This is a genomic window from Neptunomonas sp. XY-337 (assembly GCF_004959845.1).
GTDB lineage: Bacteria > Pseudomonadota > Gammaproteobacteria > Pseudomonadales > Balneatricaceae > Neptunomonas > Neptunomonas marina.
In genome coordinates, this window is record NZ_SPLL01000002.1 from 49,382 (window position 1) to 72,785 (window position 23,404).

The 23,404-nt window shown below is 48.0% G+C and carries 22 protein-coding genes; 13 read left to right on the plus strand and 9 right to left on the minus strand.

Features of this window, described 5'->3' with window-relative positions; genetic code table 11:
- Nucleotides 1–41: 41 nt before the first annotated feature.
- The 9 genes from purD to aroQ form a co-directional block, all read right to left on the minus strand.
- A complete protein-coding gene (purD, locus tag E4L36_RS03895; RefSeq protein WP_136679317.1) occupies nt 42–1,331 on the minus strand; it encodes a phosphoribosylamine--glycine ligase in 1,290 nt (429 codons plus the stop codon).
- A gap of 65 nt (nt 1,332–1,396) precedes the next feature.
- Nucleotides 1,397–2,983 (minus strand): bifunctional phosphoribosylaminoimidazolecarboxamide formyltransferase/IMP cyclohydrolase, encoded by a 1,587-nt coding sequence (purH, locus tag E4L36_RS03900; RefSeq protein ID WP_127694310.1) that lies wholly within the window; start codon nt 2,981–2,983, stop codon nt 1,397–1,399.
- 29 nt (nt 2,984–3,012) lie between these two features.
- Nucleotides 3,013–3,300 (minus strand): DNA-binding transcriptional regulator Fis, encoded by a 288-nt coding sequence (gene fis, locus E4L36_RS03905; RefSeq protein ID WP_206052671.1) that lies wholly within the window; start codon nt 3,298–3,300, stop codon nt 3,013–3,015.
- Nucleotides 3,301–3,330: 30 nt separating this feature from the next.
- Nucleotides 3,331–4,317: a tRNA dihydrouridine synthase DusB gene (gene dusB, locus E4L36_RS03910; protein WP_136679318.1), complete on the minus strand. Its 987-nt coding sequence runs from the start codon at nt 4,315–4,317 to the stop codon at nt 3,331–3,333.
- A 137-nt stretch (nt 4,318–4,454) separates the two neighbouring features.
- Nucleotides 4,455–5,171 (minus strand): zinc-ribbon and DUF3426 domain-containing protein, encoded by a 717-nt coding sequence (locus tag E4L36_RS03915; RefSeq protein ID WP_136679319.1) that lies wholly within the window; start codon nt 5,169–5,171, stop codon nt 4,455–4,457.
- On the minus strand, nt 5,168–6,061 hold the full coding sequence (gene prmA, locus E4L36_RS03920; RefSeq protein ID WP_127694306.1) for a 50S ribosomal protein L11 methyltransferase: 894 nt from the start codon (nt 6,059–6,061) through the stop codon (nt 5,168–5,170). Before prmA ends, E4L36_RS03915 begins: the two co-directional genes overlap by 4 nt.
- 116 nt (nt 6,062–6,177) lie before the next feature.
- Entirely contained in the window at nt 6,178–7,518 is a 1,341-nt protein-coding gene (gene accC / locus E4L36_RS03925) for an acetyl-CoA carboxylase biotin carboxylase subunit (RefSeq protein WP_136679320.1), read from the minus strand.
- Nucleotides 7,519–7,553: 35 nt separating this feature from the next.
- On the minus strand, nt 7,554–8,009 hold the full coding sequence (gene accB, locus E4L36_RS03930; protein WP_127694304.1) for an acetyl-CoA carboxylase biotin carboxyl carrier protein: 456 nt from the start codon (nt 8,007–8,009) through the stop codon (nt 7,554–7,556).
- 33 nt (nt 8,010–8,042) lie between these two features.
- Nucleotides 8,043–8,486: a type II 3-dehydroquinate dehydratase gene (aroQ, locus tag E4L36_RS03935; RefSeq protein ID WP_136679321.1), complete on the minus strand. Its 444-nt coding sequence runs from the start codon at nt 8,484–8,486 to the stop codon at nt 8,043–8,045.
- Between the two features lie 315 nt (nt 8,487–8,801).
- Between aroQ and E4L36_RS03940 the strand changes: the two genes are divergently transcribed.
- From E4L36_RS03940 to E4L36_RS04000, 13 genes are all read left to right on the plus strand, one after another.
- Nucleotides 8,802–9,812 carry a DUF2333 family protein gene (locus E4L36_RS03940; protein WP_136679322.1) on the plus strand — a complete coding sequence of 337 codons (1,011 nt, stop codon included), beginning with the start codon at nt 8,802–8,804 and terminating at the stop codon, nt 9,810–9,812.
- An 18-nt stretch (nt 9,813–9,830) separates the two neighbouring features.
- Nucleotides 9,831–10,589, plus strand: coding sequence for a ParA family protein (locus E4L36_RS03945; protein WP_127694301.1), 759 nt, complete (start codon nt 9,831–9,833; stop codon nt 10,587–10,589).
- Nucleotides 10,590–11,013: 424 nt separating this feature from the next.
- Nucleotides 11,014–11,616 carry a GNAT family N-acyltransferase gene (locus E4L36_RS03950; RefSeq protein ID WP_136679323.1) on the plus strand — a complete coding sequence of 201 codons (603 nt, stop codon included), beginning with the start codon at nt 11,014–11,016 and terminating at the stop codon, nt 11,614–11,616.
- Nucleotides 11,617–11,774: 158 nt separating this feature from the next.
- Nucleotides 11,775–12,458, plus strand: a complete 684-nt coding sequence (locus E4L36_RS03955; RefSeq protein WP_206052663.1) for an XrtA/PEP-CTERM system exopolysaccharide export protein — start codon at nt 11,775–11,777, stop codon at nt 12,456–12,458.
- Nucleotides 12,459–12,488: 30 nt separating this feature from the next.
- On the plus strand, nt 12,489–14,069 hold the full coding sequence (locus tag E4L36_RS03960) for an XrtA system polysaccharide chain length determinant (RefSeq protein ID WP_136679324.1): 1,581 nt from the start codon (nt 12,489–12,491) through the stop codon (nt 14,067–14,069).
- Nucleotides 14,066–14,974: an XrtA-associated tyrosine autokinase gene (locus E4L36_RS03965; protein WP_136679325.1), complete on the plus strand. Its 909-nt coding sequence runs from the start codon at nt 14,066–14,068 to the stop codon at nt 14,972–14,974. The genes E4L36_RS03960 and E4L36_RS03965 overlap by 4 nt, the downstream gene beginning before the upstream one ends.
- Nucleotides 14,946–16,385 (plus strand): TIGR03016 family PEP-CTERM system-associated outer membrane protein, encoded by a 1,440-nt coding sequence (locus tag E4L36_RS03970; RefSeq protein WP_169051460.1) that lies wholly within the window; start codon nt 14,946–14,948, stop codon nt 16,383–16,385. The genes E4L36_RS03965 and E4L36_RS03970 overlap by 29 nt, the downstream gene beginning before the upstream one ends.
- Before the next feature lie 13 nt (nt 16,386–16,398).
- Nucleotides 16,399–17,556, plus strand: a complete 1,158-nt coding sequence (gene wecB / locus E4L36_RS03975; RefSeq protein ID WP_136679327.1) for a UDP-N-acetylglucosamine 2-epimerase (non-hydrolyzing) — start codon at nt 16,399–16,401, stop codon at nt 17,554–17,556.
- Entirely contained in the window at nt 17,553–18,428 is an 876-nt protein-coding gene (locus tag E4L36_RS03980) for an XrtA system polysaccharide deacetylase (RefSeq protein ID WP_240770669.1), read from the plus strand. Before wecB ends, E4L36_RS03980 begins: the two co-directional genes overlap by 4 nt.
- Before the next feature lie 25 nt (nt 18,429–18,453).
- Complete coding sequence (locus tag E4L36_RS03985) at nt 18,454–19,482, plus strand: FemAB family XrtA/PEP-CTERM system-associated protein (RefSeq protein WP_136679328.1); 1,029 nt, start codon at nt 18,454–18,456, stop codon at nt 19,480–19,482.
- Nucleotides 19,482–20,696 carry a TIGR03087 family PEP-CTERM/XrtA system glycosyltransferase gene (locus E4L36_RS03990; protein ID WP_136679329.1) on the plus strand — a complete coding sequence of 405 codons (1,215 nt, stop codon included), beginning with the start codon at nt 19,482–19,484 and terminating at the stop codon, nt 20,694–20,696. Before E4L36_RS03985 ends, E4L36_RS03990 begins: the two co-directional genes overlap by 1 nt.
- The gene (gene xrtA / locus E4L36_RS03995; protein WP_136679330.1) at nt 20,697–22,247 is read left to right on the plus strand and encodes an exosortase A; all 1,551 of its coding nucleotides are present in this window, start codon (nt 20,697–20,699) and stop codon (nt 22,245–22,247) included.
- On the plus strand, nt 22,228–23,385 hold the full coding sequence (locus tag E4L36_RS04000; protein ID WP_169051461.1) for a TIGR03088 family PEP-CTERM/XrtA system glycosyltransferase: 1,158 nt from the start codon (nt 22,228–22,230) through the stop codon (nt 23,383–23,385). The genes xrtA and E4L36_RS04000 overlap by 20 nt, the downstream gene beginning before the upstream one ends.
- Nucleotides 23,386–23,404: the final 19 nt, after the last annotated feature.

The following is a 23,404-nucleotide window of genomic DNA, read 5'->3' on the forward strand; positions in this document are numbered from 1 at the left end:
AGTTAGATACAGAAAAGCCACCTTGCGGTGGCTTTTGTTGATTAGGATTCGCTTTCGCGTGCGATGGCACGGTAAGCGATATCCGTACGGTAATAGGCATCTTGCCAGCCCGTTTGCTCGACTAGCGCATAAGCGCGTTGTTGAGCTTCGGTAACGGTGTCGCCAAGTGCTGTCACACACAAAACACGCCCGCCAGCAGTAACCACCTCTCCCGCATCGTTTTGCTGGGTACCGGCATGGAAAATTTTGGTGCCCTCTGGCTCTTGCTCAGGGAAGCTGATCACCGCGCCTTTATCGTAACTGCCAGGATAACCACCGGCTGCCATAACAACGCCTACTGAGCGGCGTATATCCCATTCGGCTGTTGTGCTATCAAGCTTCTTAGCGAGCGCGGCTTCGCACAACGCCACCAAGCTAGATTTTAAACGCAGCATAATGGGCTGTGTTTCTGGATCACCAAAACGGCAGTTGTACTCGATCACTTTTGGCGTGCCATCTGCCATGATCATAAGGCCTGCGTAAAGGAAACCGGTGTATTCGTTACCTTCAGCCTTCATGCCGTTAACGGTTGGCATGATCACTTCATCCATAACGCGTTGGTCAATTTCAGCTGTGACGACAGGAGCAGGGGAGTACGCGCCCATACCGCCGGTATTGAGGCCTGTATCACCATTGCCCACACGCTTATGGTCTTGGCTTGTTGCCATGGGCAATACGTTGTCACCATCAACCATAACGATGTAAGAAGCTTCTTCGCCATCTAAAAACTCTTCGATGACAACGCGGCTGCCCGCATCACCGAAGGCGTTTCCAGCTAACATGTCTTTGATCGCCGCTTCTGCTTCTTCCAGTGTCATGGCAACGATTACGCCTTTACCCGCCGCTAAGCCGTCTGCCTTAACAACAATCGGCGCGCCTTTTTCGCGAACGTACGCCAATGCAGGTTCGATCTCGGTAAAGTTTTGATACTCAGCAGTTGGGATCTGTTGGCGTGCGAGGAAGTCTTTGGTGAATGCCTTAGAGCCCTCGAGTTGAGCTGCGCCAGCGGTTGGACCAAAGATCGCCAGGCCTGCTGCGCGGAATTTATCGACGACGCCGGCAACTAGCGGTGCTTCAGGACCAACAATCGTTAAGTCGATAGCGTTTGAGGCCGCAAAGTCGAGTAGCCCATCGATATCCATTACATCGATAGCGACGTTTTGCATTTTATCTTCAAGCGCAGTTGCTGCGTTACCTGGAGCAACAAATACATCGCTGACGCGCGTATCTTTTGCAGCAGACCATGCCAGTGCATGTTCACGACCACCAGAACCAATTACGAGTACTTTCATTGTAAAATCTGCCTATATTCGTGCCGCTGCAGTGCAGCGGCCGTTATATGGAATGCGAGCTTTGATTAGTGGCGGAAGTGGCGCATGCCAGTGAATACCATCGCCATGCCATGCTCATTTGCTGCGTCAATCACTTCCTGATCACGCATTGAACCACCCGGTTGAATGATCGCGCTGATGCCCGCTGCTGCTGCGGCATCGATGCCGTCACGGAATGGGAAAAATGCATCAGAAGCCATGACTGAACCACGTACTTCCAAACCTTCGTCAGCGGCTTTAATGCCCGCTATTTTTGCGCTGTAAACGCGGCTCATTTGGCCTGCACCGATACCAATCGTTTGGCCGTTTTTAGCGTACACAATAGCATTGGACTTAACGAATTTTGCCACTTCCCAACAGAACAGCAGGTCACGGATTTGTTGCTCAGAAGGCGCTTGCTGCGTCACCACTTTAAGCTCAGATGCATCGACCATGCCTAAGTCGCGGTCTTGCACCAACAGTCCACCATTAACGCGCTTATAGTCAAAACCTGCTGCACGTACCGCATCCCATTCGCCACATGCTAGCAAACGGACGTTAGGCTTAGCGGCCACGATATCAGATGCTTCTTGAGAGACCGATGGCGCGATAATGACTTCAACAAATTGGCGCTCAACAATCGCCGCAGCGGTTTGTGCATCGAGTTCACGGTTAAACGCGATGATGCCACCAAACGCTGATGTTGGGTCGGTTTGGAAAGCAAGGTTGTACGCCTCTAGGATATCGCTACCGATGGCTACACCGCACGGGTTGGCATGCTTGACGATAACGCACGCAGGCTCACGGAATGGTTTAACGCACTCCAGCGCAGCGTCGGTATCTGCAACGTTGTTGTAAGACAGCGCCTTACCTTGCAGTTGTCGTGCTGTTGCAATGCTCGCTTCGGCTGGGTTGGACTCCACATAGAACGCAGCGCGCTGATGTGGGTTTTCTCCGTAACGCATGTCTTGCGCTTTCACGAACTGAGTATTGAAAGTGCGTGGGAAGTCTGCGGCTACTTCATGAGTTTCGTCTTCGACAATCGCGCCCAGGTAGTTTGCGATCATGCCGTCGTATTTAGCGGTATGTTCAAACGCTTGCACGGCGAGGTCAAAGCGCGTCTTCATAGACAAACCTTGGTTTGCTTGTAGCTCAGCCAATACTACATCGTAGCTCGAAGCATTGACGACGATAGCGACATCTTTGTGGTTTTTCGCTGCTGAACGCACCATGGTCGGTCCGCCAATATCGATGTTTTCGATCGCCATCGGGAGGTCGCAATCAGGGCGAGCAATGGTCGACTCGAAGGGGTACAGGTTAACCACAACCATGTCGATAGGGTTGATGCCGTGAGCGTTCATCACGTCATCATCCTGACCACGGCGACCCAAAATACCGCCATGTACTTTCGGGTGCAGGGTCTTGACTCGGCCATCCATCATCTCTGGAAAACCTGTGTAGTCTGATACTTCAACCGCTGGAATTTGGTTGTCGCACAGTAGCTTATAGGTACCACCTGTAGAGAGAATTTCGACGCCTTGAGCGTTTAGCTCGCGGGCAAATTCAACAATACCGGTTTTGTCAGAGACGCTGATTAGGGCGCGTCGGATGGGAGTGTAGTTCTGCTCGGCCATGGTGTTGTCACTATCGTTGGAAGGTTGATTTACAGAAGTCCGTACTGCTTAAGCTTCTTGCGCAATGTACCGCGATTTAAACCCAGAAGCTCTGATGCCTTGGTTTGATTGTCCTTGGTATATGCCATCACTGTTTCAAACAGAGGCGCTTCCACTTCGGCTAATACCATCTGATAGACGTCAGTCGTTGGTTGGCCATCCAATTGCTTAAAGTAGTGGCCTAATGACGATTGAACGCTGTCACGCAACGTTTGTTGCTGTGGTGTGTCCAGTGTGCCGTTGTTAGGAGTGAAAGAGGTGTTTGTATTTTCTTTAATATCCACAGTTCTTATATACCTATTAATGAATCAGGCGGCCGTTGATGATGAGTGAGCAGCGGAAAAATAGTGCTCAATAGCGGCTACCTGCTCGACTGCTGATTCTAGTTTATTGAAGCGAGCGCGGAACGATACGCCATTTGGCTGATGATGCAAGTACCATCCGACGTGCTTACGCGCGATACGCACTCCCATGTATTCGCCATAGAACTCGTGCAAAGCTGCCAAGTGGTTCAAGAGTGTGGTTTTGACCACCTCAGACGTTGGCTTGGGCAGTTCTGTTCCATGTTGAAGGAAGTGGTTAATCTCTCTGAATATCCAAGGGTTACCTTGAGCTGCACGGCCAATCATCACTGCATCAGCGCCGGTGCAGTCAAGCACCTCCTTGGCTTTGCGGGCGCTGGTGATATCGCCGTTGGCGAACAGGGGAATCTCAATGCTGTTGCGAACGCGGGCGATGGTGTCGTACTCAGCGTCACCACGGTACCCACATGCACGGGTACGGCCATGAATCGCTAGCGCTTGAATGCCAACATCCTCCGCCATACGTGCAATCGTCTCAGCATTGCGGTTCTCTGGTGACCATCCGGTGCGAATTTTGAGCGTAACAGGTACATCAACGGCTGCCACCGCAGCTTTAAGAATCTCAAGCACAAGAGGTTCATCTTGAAGCAGAGCTGAGCCGGCCGCTTTGTTACACACTTTTTTCGCCGGGCAACCCATATTGATATCGATTATCTGAGCACCGCGTTCAACGTTCATACGTGCAGCTTCAGCGATCACCTGTGGATCACCGCCTGCAATTTGTATTGAGCGTGGTTCCTCTTCGCCTGCGTGGTTGAGGCGATATTGAGACTTTCGGCTGTTCCAAAGGCGCGTGTCAGACGTGACCATCTCCGAGACAACAAGACCTGCACCAAGCTTTCGACATAGCTTTCGAAAGGGTTGGTCGGTAACGCCTGCCATGGGAGCAAGTACGACCTGACTGTCAATCCTGTAAGGGCCAATTTGGAACATGACAGACCTTAAATTCAGATAAATAGATACCAGCCGCTATCGAAATAATGGCTGGATGGGTGTTCAAAGGAAAGGGCGTAATCATACCGTTTAGCGGTAGATCGTCCAAGGATTTTTGGTGAAATTTTGAGCGTTTTTTAGCTTGCAGGAAAGAGCTCAAGCTGGTAACTGACAGCGCGTCGACTCGGTGCGAGAAGGTCGAGTTGGAACTGCAGGGGAGTGTCGGAAGGCATCGATTTTGGGTCGAACCGCTCTCGGTCTAAATAGGTCTTTGGGGTGAAAATTTGCGATGCGACCACACGACCTTTCAAGTCAGAAAATGTGAGCTTTAGGCGCGGGAATGGTTGTGGAATTGGGGCAGTATTTTTAAGACGCAACGAGACACGGATGGCATCTTGGAATTCGGGGTGTGGCTGCACCACAAGTTGCTCGTTCCGAATCTGTTTAATGTTTTGCCAGGGTGACAAGTTAAACTGCTCGTACAGAGGTAAGAGAAATGGCGAGGTGCGCCAGTGTTGCTGGTTAAACCAGAGAACCTGACAAACCAGCAACAAACTGAGCAGAATGATTAATAATGACGATAACAGGTGACGTTGCTTAGGCCGAATGGTTGGTAGCGTGCTGTCGAGGGTGAATAGCGTATCGTCAGTCATGCTAAGTGCCTTTTCCGCTGAGGTCAGAGGCGGCATGGACCCCGTCGGTGGCAATAGTGGCTCAGTGCTACTCGGCTTTGCATCAAAGAGGGTTGAGCATTGCCCACAACGCACGCGTCCTTCAGCAACTTGCAATTGCTGCGGTGTAATATGAAATGTTGTATTACAGGCTGGACAGCGCGCTGTGAGCTTTGTGGTCATTTTTTGGTACCGGTAACGCGAATCCAATCTTCTTTGTAGGCGATAGGATCAAGATCAAACCATTCGCTGTAGGTGGTCACGATCTCGTCAGCTTGTGCTTTTAATAGACCTGACAGTGCCAGCAAGCCGCCTGATTTTACGTGTTGGGCAATTGTCGGTGCGAGCTCCACAAGAGGCCCGGCGAGAATATTGGCAACTAATACATCACTTTGGTGAGCGGGTGTGTGCTCTGGCAGATAGGTATCCAGCTTGGCTGGCGCAAGATTGTTACGCGCTAGGTTATCATTGGTCGCGGTGAGGGCTTGCGGGTCAATATCGACGGCAACCGTATGCTTCGCACCCAGCAAAAGAGCAGCAATCCCTAAAATACCCGAACCGCAGCCGTAATCAGTGACATCTTTATCAACCAGATTTTGTTGGTCGAGCCACTCTAGGCACAGTGCTGTTGTTGGGTGAGTTCCGGTGCCGAACGCAAGGCCGGGGTCTAGCAATAGGTTAACTGCGTCCGGATCGGGTGCTTCACGCCAGCTTGGGCATATCCATAGGCGTTCGCCAAACTGCATCGGATGGTAGTTGCTCATCCACTCACGTTCCCAATCTTTATCTTCGAGGATCTCTGCGTGGATTTGAGGCGCGTCATCTTGCTGAAAAACAAGTTGGTGTGCTTCGGTGATGTAACTTTGCAGTGCCTTGATGTTGTGGTCTGCTGAAAATAGCCCGGTGATGCGGGTTTTATTCCACAAGGGTGTTGTACCTAAATCAGGCTCAAAAATAGGTTGATCTGCGCCGTCTTCATAGGTCACAGCTGCGCTGCCTGCTGCCATAAGAATCTCTTCATATGATTCTGATTGATCAGGAGCGATATCTAGCTTTACTTGGAGCCAAGGCATGGAAGTTTCCGTAATAGGGTTCGATCTTTCTAATACTATAGCGAAAAGACACGATAGTAAGAGTGACTTGTGTAAAAAAGCCCGCACTGGGCGGGCTTTGTTTGCAGGGAGCTAACTTATAGCCCTAGCTTCTTCTCAAGGTAGTGGATGTTCACCCCACCTTGCTGGAACGCGCCGTCATCAACAATATCTTGATGCAGCTCGATATTGGTGCGGATGCCTTCAACTAGCATCTCGTCCAGTGCGTTCTTCATACGTATCAATGCGGTTTCACGGTCATCTGCGAACGTGATCAACTTAGCGATCAGCGAGTCGTAGTGAGGCGGCACCGTATAGCCATCATAAAGGTGTGAGTCAACGCGAACACCATTACCACCTGGAGCATGGAAGTGGATAACCTTACCTGGGCTCGGTAGGAAAGACTTTGGATCTTCCGCGTTGATGCGACATTCGAATGAGTGACCGCGCAGCTTCACATCTTCTTGCTTGATGGACAGTGGATGTCCTGCAGCGATGCGTAGTTGCTCTTTTACGATATCAACACCGGTTACCATTTCAGTGACCGGGTGTTCTACCTGAACACGTGTGTTCATTTCGATGAAGTAGAAACGACCATCTTCGTATAGGAACTCAAATGTGCCAGCACCGCGGTAGCCGATCTCGATGCATGCATCCACGCAGGCTTGCAATACCTCTGCACGTGCTGCTGGATCAAGGTGTGGCGCTGGCGCTTCTTCAACGACTTTTTGGTGGCGGCGCTGCAAGGAGCAATCACGGTCATACAGGTGAATCGCATTACCTTGGCCATCTGCCAGGACTTGGACTTCAACGTGACGTGGGTTTTCTAGGAATTTCTCCATGTAAACCGTTGCATCACCGAACGCAGCTGCAGCTTCTGATTGAGTCACGTGGATTGAGCTAATCAGGGAAGCTTCTGAGTTAACGACGCGCATACCTCGACCACCGCCGCCTGCAGCGGCTTTGATGATCACAGGGTAGCCAATGCGTTTGGCAATCGCGTGAAGCTTGCTGTTGTCATCCGGTAGTGGGCCATCGGAGCCTGGTACCGTTGGGACGCCCGCTTTCTTCATCGCATCGATAGCAGATACTTTGTCGCCCATTAGTCGAATTGTATCTGCACGAGGACCTATAAAAGTAAATCCGGAGCGTTCAACCTGCTCTGCGAAATCGGCATTTTCAGCCAAAAAACCATAGCCTGGGTGGATAGCGGTGGCGTCTGTTACTTCCGCAGCACTGATGATCGCAGGGATGTTTAAGTAGCTTTGCGCTGATTGCGCAGGACCAATACAAACAGCTTGGTCTGCCAAGCGTACGTGCATCAAATCACGGTCGGCCTTTGAGTGTATAGCCACCGTCTTGATGCCGAGCTCTTTACAGGCACGCAGTATGCGTAGCGCGATTTCGCCACGGTTGGCGATAACGACTTTATCCAGCATTGGGGTTCATTCCTCTAGCTGTAGATTCTGTGAAGTTAGACGATAGTAACCAGTGGTTGGTCGAACTCAACAGGCTGTCCGTCTTCCACTAGAATGGCTTCGATAACGCCTGATTTGTCTGCTTCGATCTGGTTCATCATTTTCATCGCTTCGACGATACAAATAACATCACCAGCTTTTACTGTTTTGCCTACTTCGATGAAAGCAGGTGAGCTTGGTGATGGAGCGCGGTAGAACGTACCCACCATCGGTGAAAGTACAACGTGACCGTTATGCTTTGCTTCCGCTGGTTCAGCAACAGGCGCAGCCGCCGCTACCGGCGCTGGTGCTGCAGCAACTGCCGCTGGTTGAGCGATTGGCATAGCCATCTGTGGTTGAACGCTGGACGCACGACTGATGCGTACAGACTCCTCGCCTTCTTTGATTTCGATTTCGTTGATGTTTGACTCTTCAAGAAGTTCAATCAGCTTTTTAACCTTGCGGATGTCCATTCTGTAATCTCTGCGTTCAAGTAAATTAAGTGTTTATTGATCGGTGGTTATCTGGATGGCAGATGACAATGCATAACTGTACCCTGCAACTCCCAAGCCACAGATAACGCCCTTAGCGATGTCTGATAGATAGGAGTGATGCCTGAAAGGTTCCCTTGCGTGTACGTTCGATAGATGAACTTCGATGAAAGGGATCTGTACTCCTAAGAGTGCATCGCGAATCGCGACGCTCGTATGAGTATAAGCTGCGGGGTTGATGATGATGGCGGCTACGTTTTCGTCGCGGGCTTGATGGATGCGATTTACGAGGTCGCCTTCACTGTTGCTTTGATAGCATAGCAGGTCGTGACCACTTGTAGTGGCTTCAGCACTGAGCGATTGCTCGACATCAGCGAGCGTGTCAGCACCATAGATTTCAGGTTCACGCGTGCCTAACAAATTAAGGTTGGGACCATTAATTAACAAAAACGTGGACATGAAAGCTGCCTTAAAACGGTTAATAATTCCAGATAACGGATGACCTGCGGTAAGTTTGCATTAAAGAATTTTAAGAGTCCAGTTTTTATGTAATTATCAGCAGGATGTATGCGAGTTTGACGACGTTCGTAACTCTTAGTTATCTGGCGTTCACGTAATTTTGCTGTTCAAAACATGTACAATAGCCACTTTGTTGTTAGCGTAAAAGGTGGATGGATTCGTGTTTGTCTGCAACAAGTTAAATAAGCTCTGCTGCTAAGATTTTATTGCGGTGCACAATTTGGCATACTGAGTGTAAATTAGATGGGGATAGATATGTTAGATCGACTGCAAAGGGTTTGGTTTTCGTTGTGGGATGGTGTGTTAGGCGTGTTTTCGGGAAGCGCTCTTCTTAAAGGTGTAGCCTTGCTGGTATTGCTTTATGTGGCAATTGCTGGAGCGCTTGGTGTTTTCTGGAGTATTGAGCCAGACCAGCCCGCATTGCCTGCTAAGTCAGACGTGGCGGGTGTGGCAACGACGACAGCTCTGATCGATGTGACGGCGACTTTATTGGAGAAGCAGGGTGGCTACATCAGCAACGATAAACTGCCTCCAGGTGTTTGGTTGGACAATATGCCTAACTGGGAGTTCGGCGTTCTTGTGCAAGCGCGAGATATGGCACGTGCTATGCGTAAGGATTTTAGCCGCTCTCAATCCCAATCAACCGAAGACTCGTCTCTGGCTCAAGCAGAGCCCATGCTGAACTTCAATAATAATAGTTGGTTGTTTCCTGCAACAGAAAGTGAGTATAAGAAAGCGTTAAAAGGGTTTAGGGAGTATTTGGCCCGTTTAGAGAATCCTGCTGAGCAATCTGCCCAGTTTTATGCTCGTGCGGACAACCTCAATGGTTGGTTGGGGGATGTAAGCACTCGTTTAGGTAGTTTATCTCAGCGCCTTAGTGCTAGCGTTGGTCAAAAGCGCGTCAATCTTGATACGGAACCGGCAGGTGTTACGAACCCCTCTGCCAGCGAGCTTGAAGTCAAAACATCGTGGTTTGAGATCGATGATGTTTTTTACGAAGCTCGCGGCACTGCGTGGGCATTGATTCATCTGTTAAAAGCAGTTGAGCGCGATTTTGGGCCAGCTTTGGATAAGAAAAATGCACGTGTGAGTCTGTTGCAGATCATTCGCGAATTAGAGGCGACTCAAGGCACTATTTGGAGCCCTGTTATTTTGAATGGTACTGAGTTTGGTTTCTTGGCCAATCACTCGCTGGTGATGGCATCTTATATATCCCGAGCGAATGCGGCGATTATCGATCTTCGTGAATTACTTTCTCAGGGCTAACCATCAGGAGGGATAGCTGTGAAACGAGTTGTATACAATCAGAAAGGTGGTGTTGGGAAATCGAGCATTGCTGTTAACTTGGCTGCTATTAGCGCTGCGCAAGGGAAGAAAACAGTCGTGGTTGATCTAGATCCTCAAGGGAATGCGACTGACTATCTTCTCGGCAAAGAGGTTCGAGAGGGGAAAGATATTAAGGACTTTTTCGAGCAAGTGCTAACCTTTCAACTTAAGCCTCAAGCCCCACAAGAGTTTATACACGCCACTGATCACGACAACTTGTTTGTTATCCCTTCGAATTCTTCTTTAGGCGATCTGCAAAGCAAGCTCGAGAGTAAGCATAAAATATATAAACTTCGAGATGCTTTAAACCAACTAAGTGAGTTTGATGCCATTTATATTGATACGCCTCCTGCGTTTAACTTCTTTTCTTTGTCGGCTTTAGTGGCTGCTGAACGGTGCTTGGTGCCGTTTGATTGTGACGATTTTGCGCGGGCGGGTTTGTATGCCTTGATGGAAAACGTTCGTGAGGTGTGCCTAGATCACAACGAGGCGTTAACAATAGAGGGGATCGTTGTGAATCAATATCAAGCTAGAGCATCTCTGCCGCAGCAAGTTGTTGCGGAGCTGAAAGCAGAAGGGTTGCCGATTCTAGAGCAAAAACTGTCCGCATCTGTGAAAATGAAGGAGTCTCACGCTGCTTGCTTACCATTGATCTTTCAAGCCCCGAGCCACAAGCTTACGCTAGAGTTTATTTCTCTTTTTGACAGTCTTCATTAATCACCTGTTTTCTGAGAGTTCGACGCGCATCGTTTTGTTAGGTGCGCGCTTCCCTTCTTTGCTCTTTTAATTTGCGCTTAATCAAACTTGTGTTTGATTCAAGTTCAAAAGTTTCACATTTTCCTAAAAAAACACTACACATTTCTTATTTATTTGTTAACTTGTTTCGAGCCGTTAAGTTTGTGTGCAGCAAATGCAAACCTGTCATTATAGTGTCTTTCTGTAACTATATGATTTAGCTAAAAATAATAATTCGCGGTCTTGTTTTGTCGCAAAGTGGTGACACTTTGCGGCCCTTTGAGGGGTGCTGTGGGTCGTAAAGTTATGATGTTAAAAGAAACTTTTTTAATTGGCGTGTTTTTTTCATAGCAATCCCGCTGCTGTTTTATGCCGCAATCACACAGTCAGAAAAGAGAGTAGCTACATGAGTGTTAGTTTTGAGCTGTCTCGTGAGCCGAGAATGTTGCAACAGTACTATAGGATACGTGAACAGTGCTTCCGTTTAGAGCTCGGTGTTGCGGGCTTTGATGGGGGGGAAGACTGCTATGATGGGTTGAGCGATGTGCTGGTCATTCGTGACGGGGATCGTTGTATTGGTGGTGTTAGAATGCTTGATCCATCGAAGTTACCCGGACACCGACTGCCGTTTGAAGCGGGTGATGTTGATATGCGTAGATACCTTTCCATCGAGCAAGAGCCGTTATCGCAATATTGCCAATGGTCGCGTTTGGCCATTGATCCTAAGTATCGTAATAAGGTTGATTTGTTGCAGTTTTGCAACGCTTTAACTGAGTCTGCCAAAAATAAAGGCTTTTTGTACTCTCTATACATCTCGGAAGGTATTCGTACGCGCTTGTTTATGAAGCTTCATAAAAAGTTGGGTTTTGACTATTACATCCTAGAAGATGTTGAGGTGCCCGTTGAAAATGGATTTGATCAGTTTAAGCACTTGCTGTCAGTGGCTAGGCTTGATAAACAAATGATCGAAATTACCCCGCCTGCCATTCAGTTTGGTCAAACAGCGTAGCCAATTGGCTGCGTTCATCTTGTCGTCATTTTCAGGGGGGTATCATGCCTCCCCTAATTCTATATCGATAGTGTTCCCCGTATTGGCTCGATAAGTAGTTATTCGATCTGACATTTTTGTATGTTAGATTGACAACGGTGTGTGCGTAATGGGCCAAAGTGTCCTACTTTGTAGAGTATTGGAACCTGATTTTGGAGGGCGAGGAAGTGCACCTTTTTGTATCGAAGTTTTTGAGAAAGTCTCTACCTTTGGCAGTGTGTGCGGCTGTGTTATCCGGCTGTAGCATCAACTCAGATCATCCGATGGTTGCTGAAGAGGAGCGCTTTGCTGAATACGACTACAACTATGTTATTGGACCTGGCGATGACGTGCAGATCTTTGTATGGGGTAATGACGATCTTTCCGTAACCGTCCCGGTTCGCCCGGATGGCAAGATTACAACGCGCTTAGCAGAAGATCTGCAGGCAAGCGGAAGGACCTCCACAGAGCTTGCGCGCGAGATCGAAGAGGTCTACTCCCAATATATCAAGAACCCTATTGTAACTGTCATTATTGACGAGTTTGTCACCATTCCTGATCAGCAGATTAGGGTTGTTGGTGATGGCGTTAGCCCCACAGGTGTACCTTACTCTAAGCACATGACTTTGCTTGATGTCATGATTTTGGTGGGTGGTCTTAATGAGTTTGCAGACGGAGATGCGGCTAAGCTCATTCGTATGGTAGACGGTGAACAGCAGACTTATAGCTTGCGTTTGGATTCGCTCCTTAATGAAGGTGATATCGCTGCGAACATGGCGATGAAGCCTGGCGACATCGTAGTAATTCCTGAAGCCTGGTTTTAATCTTCTTTTTACAAGGGCGTATAAAAATCAATGCGTGAGATTGTTGCTCAGTTACACAGTGCATTATGGGGCGCGTGGCGCTTTCGTTGGGTCGGCTTAGTTCTGGTTTGGTTAATTGCCATGGGTGGTTGGTTAGCTGTATCACTGACACCAGAAAAATATATTGCTACTGCCCGTATACATGTGGATACCAACTCGGTTCTTAGGCCTTTGTTGCGTGGTTTGGCAATCCAGCCTGATGTGGATCAGCGTATTGCTCTTATGAGCCGAACCCTGCTAAGTCGGCCGAATCTGGAAAAGCTGATGCGTATGGCTGATCTGGATCTTTATGTAAAGAATGACGGCGAGAAGGAGGAGTTGCTCGAGAACTTGCGCAGCTCAATATCGTTGGCCGGAGAGCGCAGAAACGCTTCACTTTACTCGATATCCTTCAAGCATGAAGACCGCAATACCGCCAAAAAAGTCGTTCAGTCGTTAATTACTGTATTTGTTGAAAGTGCCCTTGGTGATAAGCGTAAGGATAGTAGTGGCGCGCAAGAATTCCTTGATAAGCAAATAGCAGATTATGAGCAGCGTCTTATTGAAGCCGAAGCGCGCCTGGCTGACTTTAAACAGCGTAACGTAGGTGTGTTGCCTGGTGAGACGGGTGGTTATTATAAGCGCTTGGAAATTGAACGTGGTCAGCTTGAGGCTGCTTCCTTGCAGTTGCGTGAAACACGCAACCGTAAAGCAGAGCTCGTTCGTCAAATCGATGGAGAAGAGCCAGTCTTCTTGGCAGGGCAAGCTGATGACTCGCCTGAAGTCCTAGCGATCGATGAGCGTATCTCTGCACTCGAACAGCAGTTGGATACACTAGCGCTGAAGTATACTGATCGCCATCCTAATGTACTGCAAGTCAAGGAAGTTATTGCGTCATTAGAGGCGAAGAAGGGAAGTGCAATAGCACGAGCTGAAAGTAATTTGCCCGAGCAGTTCTCGGGGCTTTTGAATAGTCCAGTTTATCAGCAGATGCGAACTATGTTGGCGCAAACTGAAGCGACTGAAGCTGAGCTTAAAACGCGAGTGGATGAGTATGCTCGTCGCGTTAAAAGTCTTGAAGAGAAAGTGGATAATATTCCGCTTATCGAAAGCGAGCTGCAGCAATTGAACCGTGATTACGATGTGATATCGGCTCAGCATAATACGCTGCTGAAACGCCGTGAATCAGCTCGGATTTCGGACAATGTTGAGCAGCAAGCGAATGATGTAAAGTTTCGCGTGATAGATCCTCCGTTTGTGCCACTTGAACCAAATGAGCCGAATAAGCTACTGCTAAATGCTGTTGTCTTTATTTTATCGCTTGGCGCAGGGGCTGGTTTAGCGTTTGTTGTTTCATTGTTTAAGCCTGTATTTATTACCAGAGAGTCGCTGACACAGGTGACAGGCCTTCCTGTGTTGGGCGCGGTTGCTGAAATTAAAACATCGTCAGATAAGCGTCGAAGCTTGCTAAATAACGTGCTCTTTTTCTCTGTGTTCTCGTGTTTGATTTTAGTATTTGTTGGTGTTTCAGTGCTTGATGCTCAAACGTCAGGCGTTAGCTCGCTGCTTCAGGCTATAAGGGGAGGCGCATGAGTATTATAGAGAAAGCGATTCGCAATCTGGATAAGAATCAAGATGCGGACGCTAATTCCTCAAATCTGTCGGCCTCTCAGGACGAGGTGTTAGCTGCTGAGTCAGTTAGTAGCGCGCAGCAGCCAGCTACTTCTGTTGTCCCAGAGGGAGCAGAGTCTGAACATGGCTTTATTAATATTCCGGTATCTCGCTTGGCTGCGTTGGGTATGCTTTCTCCCTCGATGCCTAACAGCCAAATAGCTGAAGAGTATCGTGGTATTAAGCGACCTTTGTTGCTGAATATTGATGGTAAAGGTGCTACAGAAGTGCAGCATGCTAACCTAATCATGGTAGCAAGTGCGTTGCCGGGAGAGGGGAAGACATTTTCTGCGGTTAATCTAGCGCTGAGTATCGCGATGGAGCAAGGGAAGTCTGTGCTCTTCGTTGATGCTGATGTTTCGAAAGCTTCCGCGGGCGCGTTGTTAGGGGTTCCAAAGGATAGTGTTGGTCTGATCGACTTGCTTGAAGATAAAACGCTAGGCTTTAGAGATGTCGTCCTGAAAACAAACATTCCTAATTTGCGAATTTTGCCGTCTGGCAAGTTGCATCAGCGCGCTACTGAGTTGCTGGCAAGTGATGATATGAAGAGCTTTATGTTAGAGCTTTCGCAGCGCTACCCTGATCGGATTATCGTGTTTGATTCGCCACCACTATTGTTGACCACTGAAGCGCGCGTGCTCGCAAACTTTATGGGTCAAATTGTATTTGTTGTCGCTGCGGGAAAAACTTCTCACGAGGCCGTGACTGACGCGCTTCAGTATATCGGCAATGATACGGTCGTAGGTATGGTGCTGAACCGTTCAAATATCAAAGCTTCAGCGAGGTATGGATACGGATATGGATATGGTTATGGCGGGCGTACGTAGAAAAGACCATTGCCGTTTGGTGGCCTGTGGGTTGTCGGCTTGCGTTGCATTCAGTGTAACGCAAGCGCAAGCGAGAGACTGGAAAACGGAAGCAGGGTTCTCTGTGTCGAGTATTTACTCGGATAATGGCAGCAGTGATGACGAGAGTGGTTCGTCTGAATTTGTTACGAAAGTTTCGCCGAACCTTTTGATCAAGAGAGATGGTGGTCGCGCTAGATTTAGTTTTATTGGTAGTGCTGAACTAACGGCTGGCGGTGAAGATGTTGATCGCTTCTCGCCGAGAATTAGTTCGAGTTTTGATACAGAGCTGATCGAGAATTTTGCCTATCTGGATACGAATCTCCAGGTTTCGCAGCGCTCGATTGATGCGTTAGGGCCTACTAATGGTGATGATCCTCTCAATAGGAATAGTAACCGTACCGAGACTTATACATACCGCATAGAGCCGTATCTTCAGAAAACGTATCAAAATGGCAATCGCTTTAAGCTGGCGACATTTTTTCAGGGTCAAGAAAGCTCGGATGACAGCGTGAGCGGAGCAGATACTTCCGGGGCAGAGTTTGAGGTGGCCCGCGAGCTCGCAGGTAGTAAAGCTACGGTGTCTCTGAGTGCAGATTACCGAGATACAGACACTGATAATAGCGCATCGAGCTTCTCTACTATTCAGGCCGGCCTCGGGTACCAGTTTACGGAGCACTTTGCTTTGACTGGTACAATTGGTCGCGAAAACAACGATTTTGAAACTGTTCGCGATACAAATGATGGCCGTATATGGAAAGTTGGGGCGGTATGGACTCCATCGTCGAGAACGCGCCTAAACGTTGGGTACGTTGATAGATTTTTCGGCTCAACCCCGACTCTTGAGCTGTCGCACAAGTTAAAACGTAGTGTGTTGACTTTAAGTTATAGCCGAGACCTATCTGACTCTAACTCCCTTATTGAAGGGCAGTCTACATTCAGCGATAGAGACGCCGCAGGTGATCCGGTCGATCCTTTTACGCAATTAGTCCAGCAACTTAGCGCCAATAGTGTGACTGAGGGCGCTTTTATTAACGAGAAGCTGAAATTGGGCTGGTCTGTCAGTGGTCGCCGATCTAAGTTTGGGTTAGATATCTCGTATTCCAATCTAGATTATGAAGATGGGCGTGATGATGAGGAAGTGAGTGAGCTTGGGCTTTCATTTTCGCGACAGATCTCACGGGTATCTACTCTTAATGTAGGTCTTATCGGTACTCGGTCCTCCAGGGGCGCTGAGGAAGCTGATGAGTATGAACTTCGTTTGGGTTGGGACCGTCGTTTAGATGATGACACAAGCGTGGGCTTTCTTTACCAGTTCATAGATCGAGATGCCAATGTTGGTGACTCGTATCAGGAAAATCGAATTCAGTTGCGTTTTACTACTCGCCTTTAAATAAGAGATTTTTATGCTTAATTTCGAAAAATATAGAGTTATCTGTATTGTGGGCGCGCGCCCGAATTTCATGAAGATTGCTCCGATCATGCGAGCTTTGGAAGCAAACGACCGCTTTGAAGCGACGCTGGTTCATACGGGGCAACACTATGACAAGGCGATGAAAGAGTCTTTTTTCGAACAGCTTGGAATACCTGAGCCAGATGTTGATCTTGGTGTTGGTTCGGGCTCACATGCGGTGCAAACGGCGAATATTATGACAGCGTTTGAGCCAGTCATGGATCGCGTGAATCCACATTTGGTGCTTGTAGTCGGTGATGTTAATTCGACGATTGCATGTGCGTTAGTTGCCGTAAAGAAAGGTATCAACGTTATTCATGTTGAATCTGGGTTAAGAAGCGGCGATCGCGCTATGCCAGAAGAGATCAACAGAATCTTGACCGATCAACTATCAGACCTTCTGTTTACGACTGAGCGCTCGGCTGAGGGGAACTTGACGGCGGAAGGTATTGCTGCAGAGAAAGTTCACTTTGTTGGCAATGTAATGATTGATACGCTGCTATATAACTTGCCAAGAGCCATTGAGCCTGCACAGACGTTTAAACAACATCTAGAGACCGATCACGCATCTTCTTTGGCGCAAACGTTTGGACTTCTAACGCTGCATCGCCCCTCGAATGTTGACGATCCCATCGTGTTAGAAAGGTTGCTTAATACATTGGTTTCGATTAGCAACGAGTTGCCGCTTGTCTTCCCAGTACATCCACGTACTAAGGCAAAAATAGAGCAAGGTGGTTTCGATAAACTACTGTCTGATGCCAATATCCACATGCTTCCACCAATGGGTTATTTGGAAATGCTCGGCTTGATGGATCGGGCCTCTGTTGTATTGACAGACTCTGGGGGTATTCAAGAAGAAACAACGGCTTTAGGTACACCTTGTTTGACGCTGCGAGAAAATACTGAGCGCCCAATTACTGTCGATGAGGGTACTAACACGATTGTTGGTACAGACCCAGATGCTATTCGGGCTGCTTTCAACACAGTTATGCTTGGTACTGCCAAAGGCTCTTCTCGTCCTGAGTATTGGGATGGTAAGGCGGCCGAGCGTATTGTTGAAATTACCGAAGGCTGGTGTCGACAACAGTTTACTCAGGAGTCTTCTGAGTGAGTCATCAGCCCATTATTAACGCTATGACAGTCGATGTGGAAGATTACTTCCAGGTCTCTGCTTTTGAGTCTCACATTGATCGCGACGATTGGGGAGGTAAAGAATGCCGAGTTGAGCGCAATATGGATCGCATATTAGCGCTGTTTGATTCACATAGCGTCAAGGCAACATTCTTTACATTGGGCTGGCTTGCTGAAAAGTACCCTAATATGGTGCGCCGCATTGTAGAAGAGGGGCATGAGTTAGCTAGTCATGGCTGGGATCATCAGAGAGTGACGGGTTTTACACCGGAGGCATTTTTTCAAGATGTATCCAGAACGAAAGCCGTTCTCGAAGATGTGGGTGGTGTAGAAATTTCCGGGTATCGTGCTCCGAGCTACTCTATTTGTGAAGATAACCTATGGGCGTTTGAAACGTTAGTTGAAAGCGGTCATGTGTACAGCTCAAGTGTCGTGCCAATCCAGCATGACCACTACGGTATGCAGAGCGCATCACGCTTTGCATTTTCGGTAGCGGATGGAAAGTTAGCCGAGATCCCTGTGACCACTTATCCTGTGATGGGAAAAAACATTAATTTCGGCGGGGGCGGTTGGTTCCGTTTCTTTCCTTATGCTTTGACGCGATGGGCTTTGCAGCAAGTGAATGTGAAAGAGCAGCAAGCATGTAACTTTTATTTTCATCCATGGGAAGTTGACCCTGAGCAGCCTCGTGTCGGGGATATTCCGATAAAAACCAAGTTTAGGCACTACATCAACTTGGCACGTATGGAGCCTCGTTTAGATCAACTCTTAGGCGACTTCGCTTGGGGGCGTATGGATGAAGTGTTTGCACAAGAGATAGCAGCAGCGCGCAAAGCTGTTTGTCCTGCATGATTTAACTATATTTTTGGAGAGTGACATGAGTCTTCAGATACTGGAATTATCTGAATCAAAGTTTGAGCAATGGGACGCGTTTGTTGCGCAAGCGGATTCCGCCACTTTCTTTCATCGAGCAGGTTGGAAGCGCGTTATTGAACGTGCTTTTAAACATCGTACATACTTCCTTTATGCTGAGGAAGATGGCGCTATTGTCGGTGTGTTACCGTTGGTGCACATTAAAAGTCGGCTGTTTGGTAGTGCGCTTACGTCAACACCGTTCTGTGTTTATGGAGGCATTGTCGCTCTGAATGAACAAGCGGAAGCTGAGCTGCGCATGCGAGCATGTGAGCTTGCTAAAGAGCTTAAAGTCTCGGCGCTTGAGATGCGTAATATTGAGCAGACCAGTAGTGGCTGGCCAACAAAAGAGCTTTATTACACGTTTCGAAAATCGCTTTCTGAGGACAATGAAGAAAACATGTTGGCGATTCCTCGAAAGCGTCGCGCAATGATTCGAGGTGGTATTAAAGCGAACCTGCAGAGTGAAGAGGATTCTGGTTGGGAGCGCTTCTTTGCAACGTATGCAGAAAGTGTAAGAAACTTAGGCACGCCCGTTTTTTCCCAAAAGTTATTTCGCTGCTTGCGAGAGGAGTTTGGTAAAGATTGCCGCGTACTGATGATTACGCATGAAGGTAAAGATGTTGCTGGTTTGATGAGCTTCTATTTCAAAGACCAAGTTTTGCCATACTACGCCGGTAGTTTTGATAGTGCTAAACATCTAAAAGCACATGATTTTATGTATTGGGAACTCATGCGTCGCTCTGTTGATGAAGGCTACCGAGTATTTGATTTTGGTCGCAGTAAAAAAGATACCGGGCCTTACCTATTTAAAAAAGGGTGGGGGTTTGAGCCAGAGCTGCTCAACTATGAGTTTTTCCTTGTAGAGTCGGACTCTATTCCAGAAGTAAATCCGAACAACCCTAAATATAAGCTGTTTATCGATATGTGGAAAAAACTTCCATTACCGGTAGCTAACCGCCTCGGACCTCTGCTTTCTCGGAGTCTCGGTTAATGAAACCATCACTCTTGTTGTTATGCCATCGTATTCCTTTTCCTCCTAATAAAGGCGATAAGATTCGGGCGTTTAATCTGCTCAAGTACCTCGTGAAGCATTACCGCGTTTATTTGGGGTGCTTTATCGACGATGAGCAGGATTGGGCGTACACCGAAGAGTTGGAGACGATGTGTGAAGAGTGTCTTTTCATCGGTATTAACCCCACGGTGGCGAAGGTGCGTAGCCTCAGAGGGTTACTAACCGGGCAAGCTTTATCCGTTCCCTACTACGCTAACCAAGAGCTGTCTCGCTGGGTTGTCGATATTAACCAGCGCAAGGGCGTAACTAAAGCTGTAGCGTTCTCTTCGCCCATGGCTCAGTTTTTAGATGGCGATGCTGTTTCTTTTGAGAAAACAGTACTGGATTTGGTTGATATTGATTCAGATAAGTGGGCGCAGTATGCTGAAAAGAAATCCTGGCCTATGAGTTGGGTGTATCGGCGCGAAGCTAAGTACCTGTTCAACTACGAAGAGTGGATCGCTAAGAGCTTTGACGCAAGCTTATTTGTATCTTCAACTGAGGCGCAGCTCTTTCGGGAAATGTTGCCAGCTTATGCCGATAAAGTAGGCTTCTACAATAATGGTGTCGACTCTGAGTTTTTCCGCCCCAGAGATGACTACCCAAGCGTTTATGGTAAAGGTGAAGTTGCCGTTGTCTTTACGGGAGCTATGGATTATTGGCCTAATATTGATGCGGTGACTTGGTTTGTTGAAGAGGTGCTGCCAACACTCAAGGCTCAATTTGAGGCGTTGACCTTTTATATCGTGGGTAGCAACCCCGCATCGTCGGTTAAACAATTAGAGGCGCTTCCCGGAGTCAAAGTCACTGGGCGCGTTGACGACATACGTCCATATATTGCGCAAGCTGCGGTTTCTGTTGCTCCGATGCGTATAGCCCGTGGAATTCAGAATAAAGTACTCGAAGCCATGGCAATGGAGACCCCCGTTGTTGTTTCGGATATGGGGCTAGAGGGAATCTCTGCAATACCAGAGCAAGAAGTTGTGCTAGCTAATACGGCTCAAGAAGTGATTGATGCAGTAGCGCGTATCGTTGAAACAAAAGACACTGACATGGGTAAAGCCGCGAGAAGCAGAGTCATCGCGGACTTTAGTTGGGAGTCGAGCTTGCCTACCGTTAAAACTCTGCTTGATAGTGCTGCAGTGGTATCTTAAATGACCGTCTCCTCTACCCCGACAAAGAGTTACTCGTTCGCGAACCCTTGGCAGCAGCATACCGTTTGGCTGAGTTGTTTCTTGGTCGTCTTGGCGGTCACTTTCTTCGACACGATAGCTTCAATGGTTAGCGTCTGGTCACGCTCTGACACCTTTACACATGCATTTTTAATCTTGCCAATTTCGCTATGGCTTGTCTGGGGTAAACGCGAAGCGCTTGCTGATATAGCTCCACGCCACTCGTTACTCGGTGTGGTTTTAGCAGGCATAGGCACTCTGATTTGGTTAGCAGGCAGCTTAGTCGACACTCTCTTGCTACAGCAGCTAGGTGTGGTCATTGTGCTGATCGGAGGTATTTGGGCCCTGATCGGGAATGAGGCTGCAAAACTACTCCTGTTTCCACTTGGTTTTCTACTATTTATGGTGCCGATGGGTGAAGAATTGGTGCCGGGGATGATGGAGTTTACCGCAGACTTTACGGTTGCTATGGTGCGTCTATCCGGAATTCCTGTTTTCCGTGAAGGTCTCTACTTTTCGTTACCTACGGGCAACTGGTCGGTTGTTGAAGCCTGTAGCGGTGTCAGGTATCTCATTGCCTCTACAACACTCGGTTTCTTATACGCGCACCTTACTTACCGAAAGCCATATAAGAAGGTGCTTTTCATACTTGCTTCGATCTTAGTGCCGATCATCGCAAATGGGTTTAGAGCCTATATCATTGTGATGTTAGGGCACTTAAGTGATATGACGGTTGCGACCGGTGTGGATCACCTCGTATACGGATGGGTCTTTTTTGGTCTTGTAATCTTCGTGCTTGTGACCGTAGGTAACCGGTTCAGCGATGATGTTTCGGAGAGAACAGAGGGTTCTGAATCTGTCAGAAACACTTATTCTCCTGCAACTCACAGGCTCGGTGGCGTTTTTGCTGCCTTGATGATGGTTACACTTTCTGGCCCAGCTCTAGCGTACTTTTCTGATAATCGCGCGACAGGGAAGCAATTGGCGGAGCTCCCAGTGCTCGTTGATACGGGCGTAAGTCAGATAGCGTATCCATGGGCGTGGCAGCCGAATATGGTGGGTGGTGGTATCACGAAGCAGGGCTACCGTTATGAGGGAAAAACTATTGGTGTGGTAGTTCAACACTTTGCGAGCCAGCGACAGGGTGAGGAGCTAATCAGTTGGAACAACACGTTATTGTCTACTGAAAATGATGCTTGGCGAACGTTATCTCAGTCGAAGGCTTCCATTGGCCTCAATGGCACACCAACTGACGTGACTCGTACTGAGATTTCAGGTGCAACCGAAACGTTAATTGTTTTGTCTTGGTATCGGGTAGGTGATACGTATACTGCCAGCCGGTTAAAGGCTAAGTTGCTTGAAATGATAGCGAAAGTGACGTTTCAAAGACTGGATGCGGCGTGGATTGTAACCTCGATTTCGGTTGAGGACCGTAACTTCGCAAGTGATGAGGTGCGCTTACTTGAAGAGTTCTCCGCCAAGGCTGTAACAACTATAGAGCAGGAGCTTGATCGTGCCGCGAGTATCCGATGACTACATTCCTTTAGTTGTTCATATCATCCACGAGTTAGGCACTGGCGGACTAGAGAATGGCTTGATCAACATAATCAACCGTACTCCACGAGATCGCGTCCGGCATGTCATTATATGCTTGACGCATGCTACGGAGTTTTCTCAGCGAATCGAGTCGGATGATGTAAAAGTATTTGAGCTTAATAAGCGAGAAGGGCAAGACTTTGGCCTTTACTACCGTTTACTCAAGCTACTTTGGACGTTAAAACCGGATGTTGTCCACACGCGTAATTTATCCGCGTTAGAGATGCAGGCAATCGCGTTCTTAGTACCGGGAGCTAAAAGAGTTCATGGTGAACATGGGCGTGATATTTATGATTTAGATGGTAGCAACCGCAAATACAATGCCTTAAGAAAGGTCATGCGCTTTTTTGTGCATCGTTATATCGCGGTAAGCCAAGATTTAGAGCAGTGGTTATTGGATACTGTTGCCGTTTCGCCAAAGAAAGTCGTGCAGATCTATAATGGCGTTGATCATGCTCGCTTCTCATCGAGCTCTTCAGTAACTGAGGTCTGTGGACTCCCTGAAGAGTTTGGTGGTGATGACCTTATTATCATCGGTACAGTCGGGCGCGCCGCTGCGGTTAAAAACCAGATCAGTTTACTCGAAGCGTTTGAGCTCATCAGGAAAAATGAGCCGCTACTCGCCGAGCGCCTCCGGCTTATTATCGTCGGTGATGGGCCTGAATTTAAAAGTTTGGAAGCTAAGGTAGCGGATGCCCAACTTCAGGACTCTGTTTGGTTGGCAGGTAACCGCAATGATATCCCTGAGTTACTAAAAAACTTCGATATTTTTGTTTTACCATCTCTGGGAGAAGGTATCTCCAATACCATCCTTGAGGCTATGTCTTGTCGCTTACCCATCATTGCAACAAATGTCGGTGGAAATCCAGAATTAGTTAATGAAACTAATGGTATTCTCGTGCCCGTTGACGATAGCGAGCGGTTGGCAAACGCTATTGTAACCTTAGCAAAAGATGATCAACAACGAGAGCGCTTGGCTGCAGAGAGCCTAGCGCGAGTGACAAGCGAGTTCTGCTGGAATCGAACGGTTGATCGCTATTTATCTATCTACGAAGAGCTGAGTGCTAGGCGCTAGCAAGACTTTTAAGGGAATC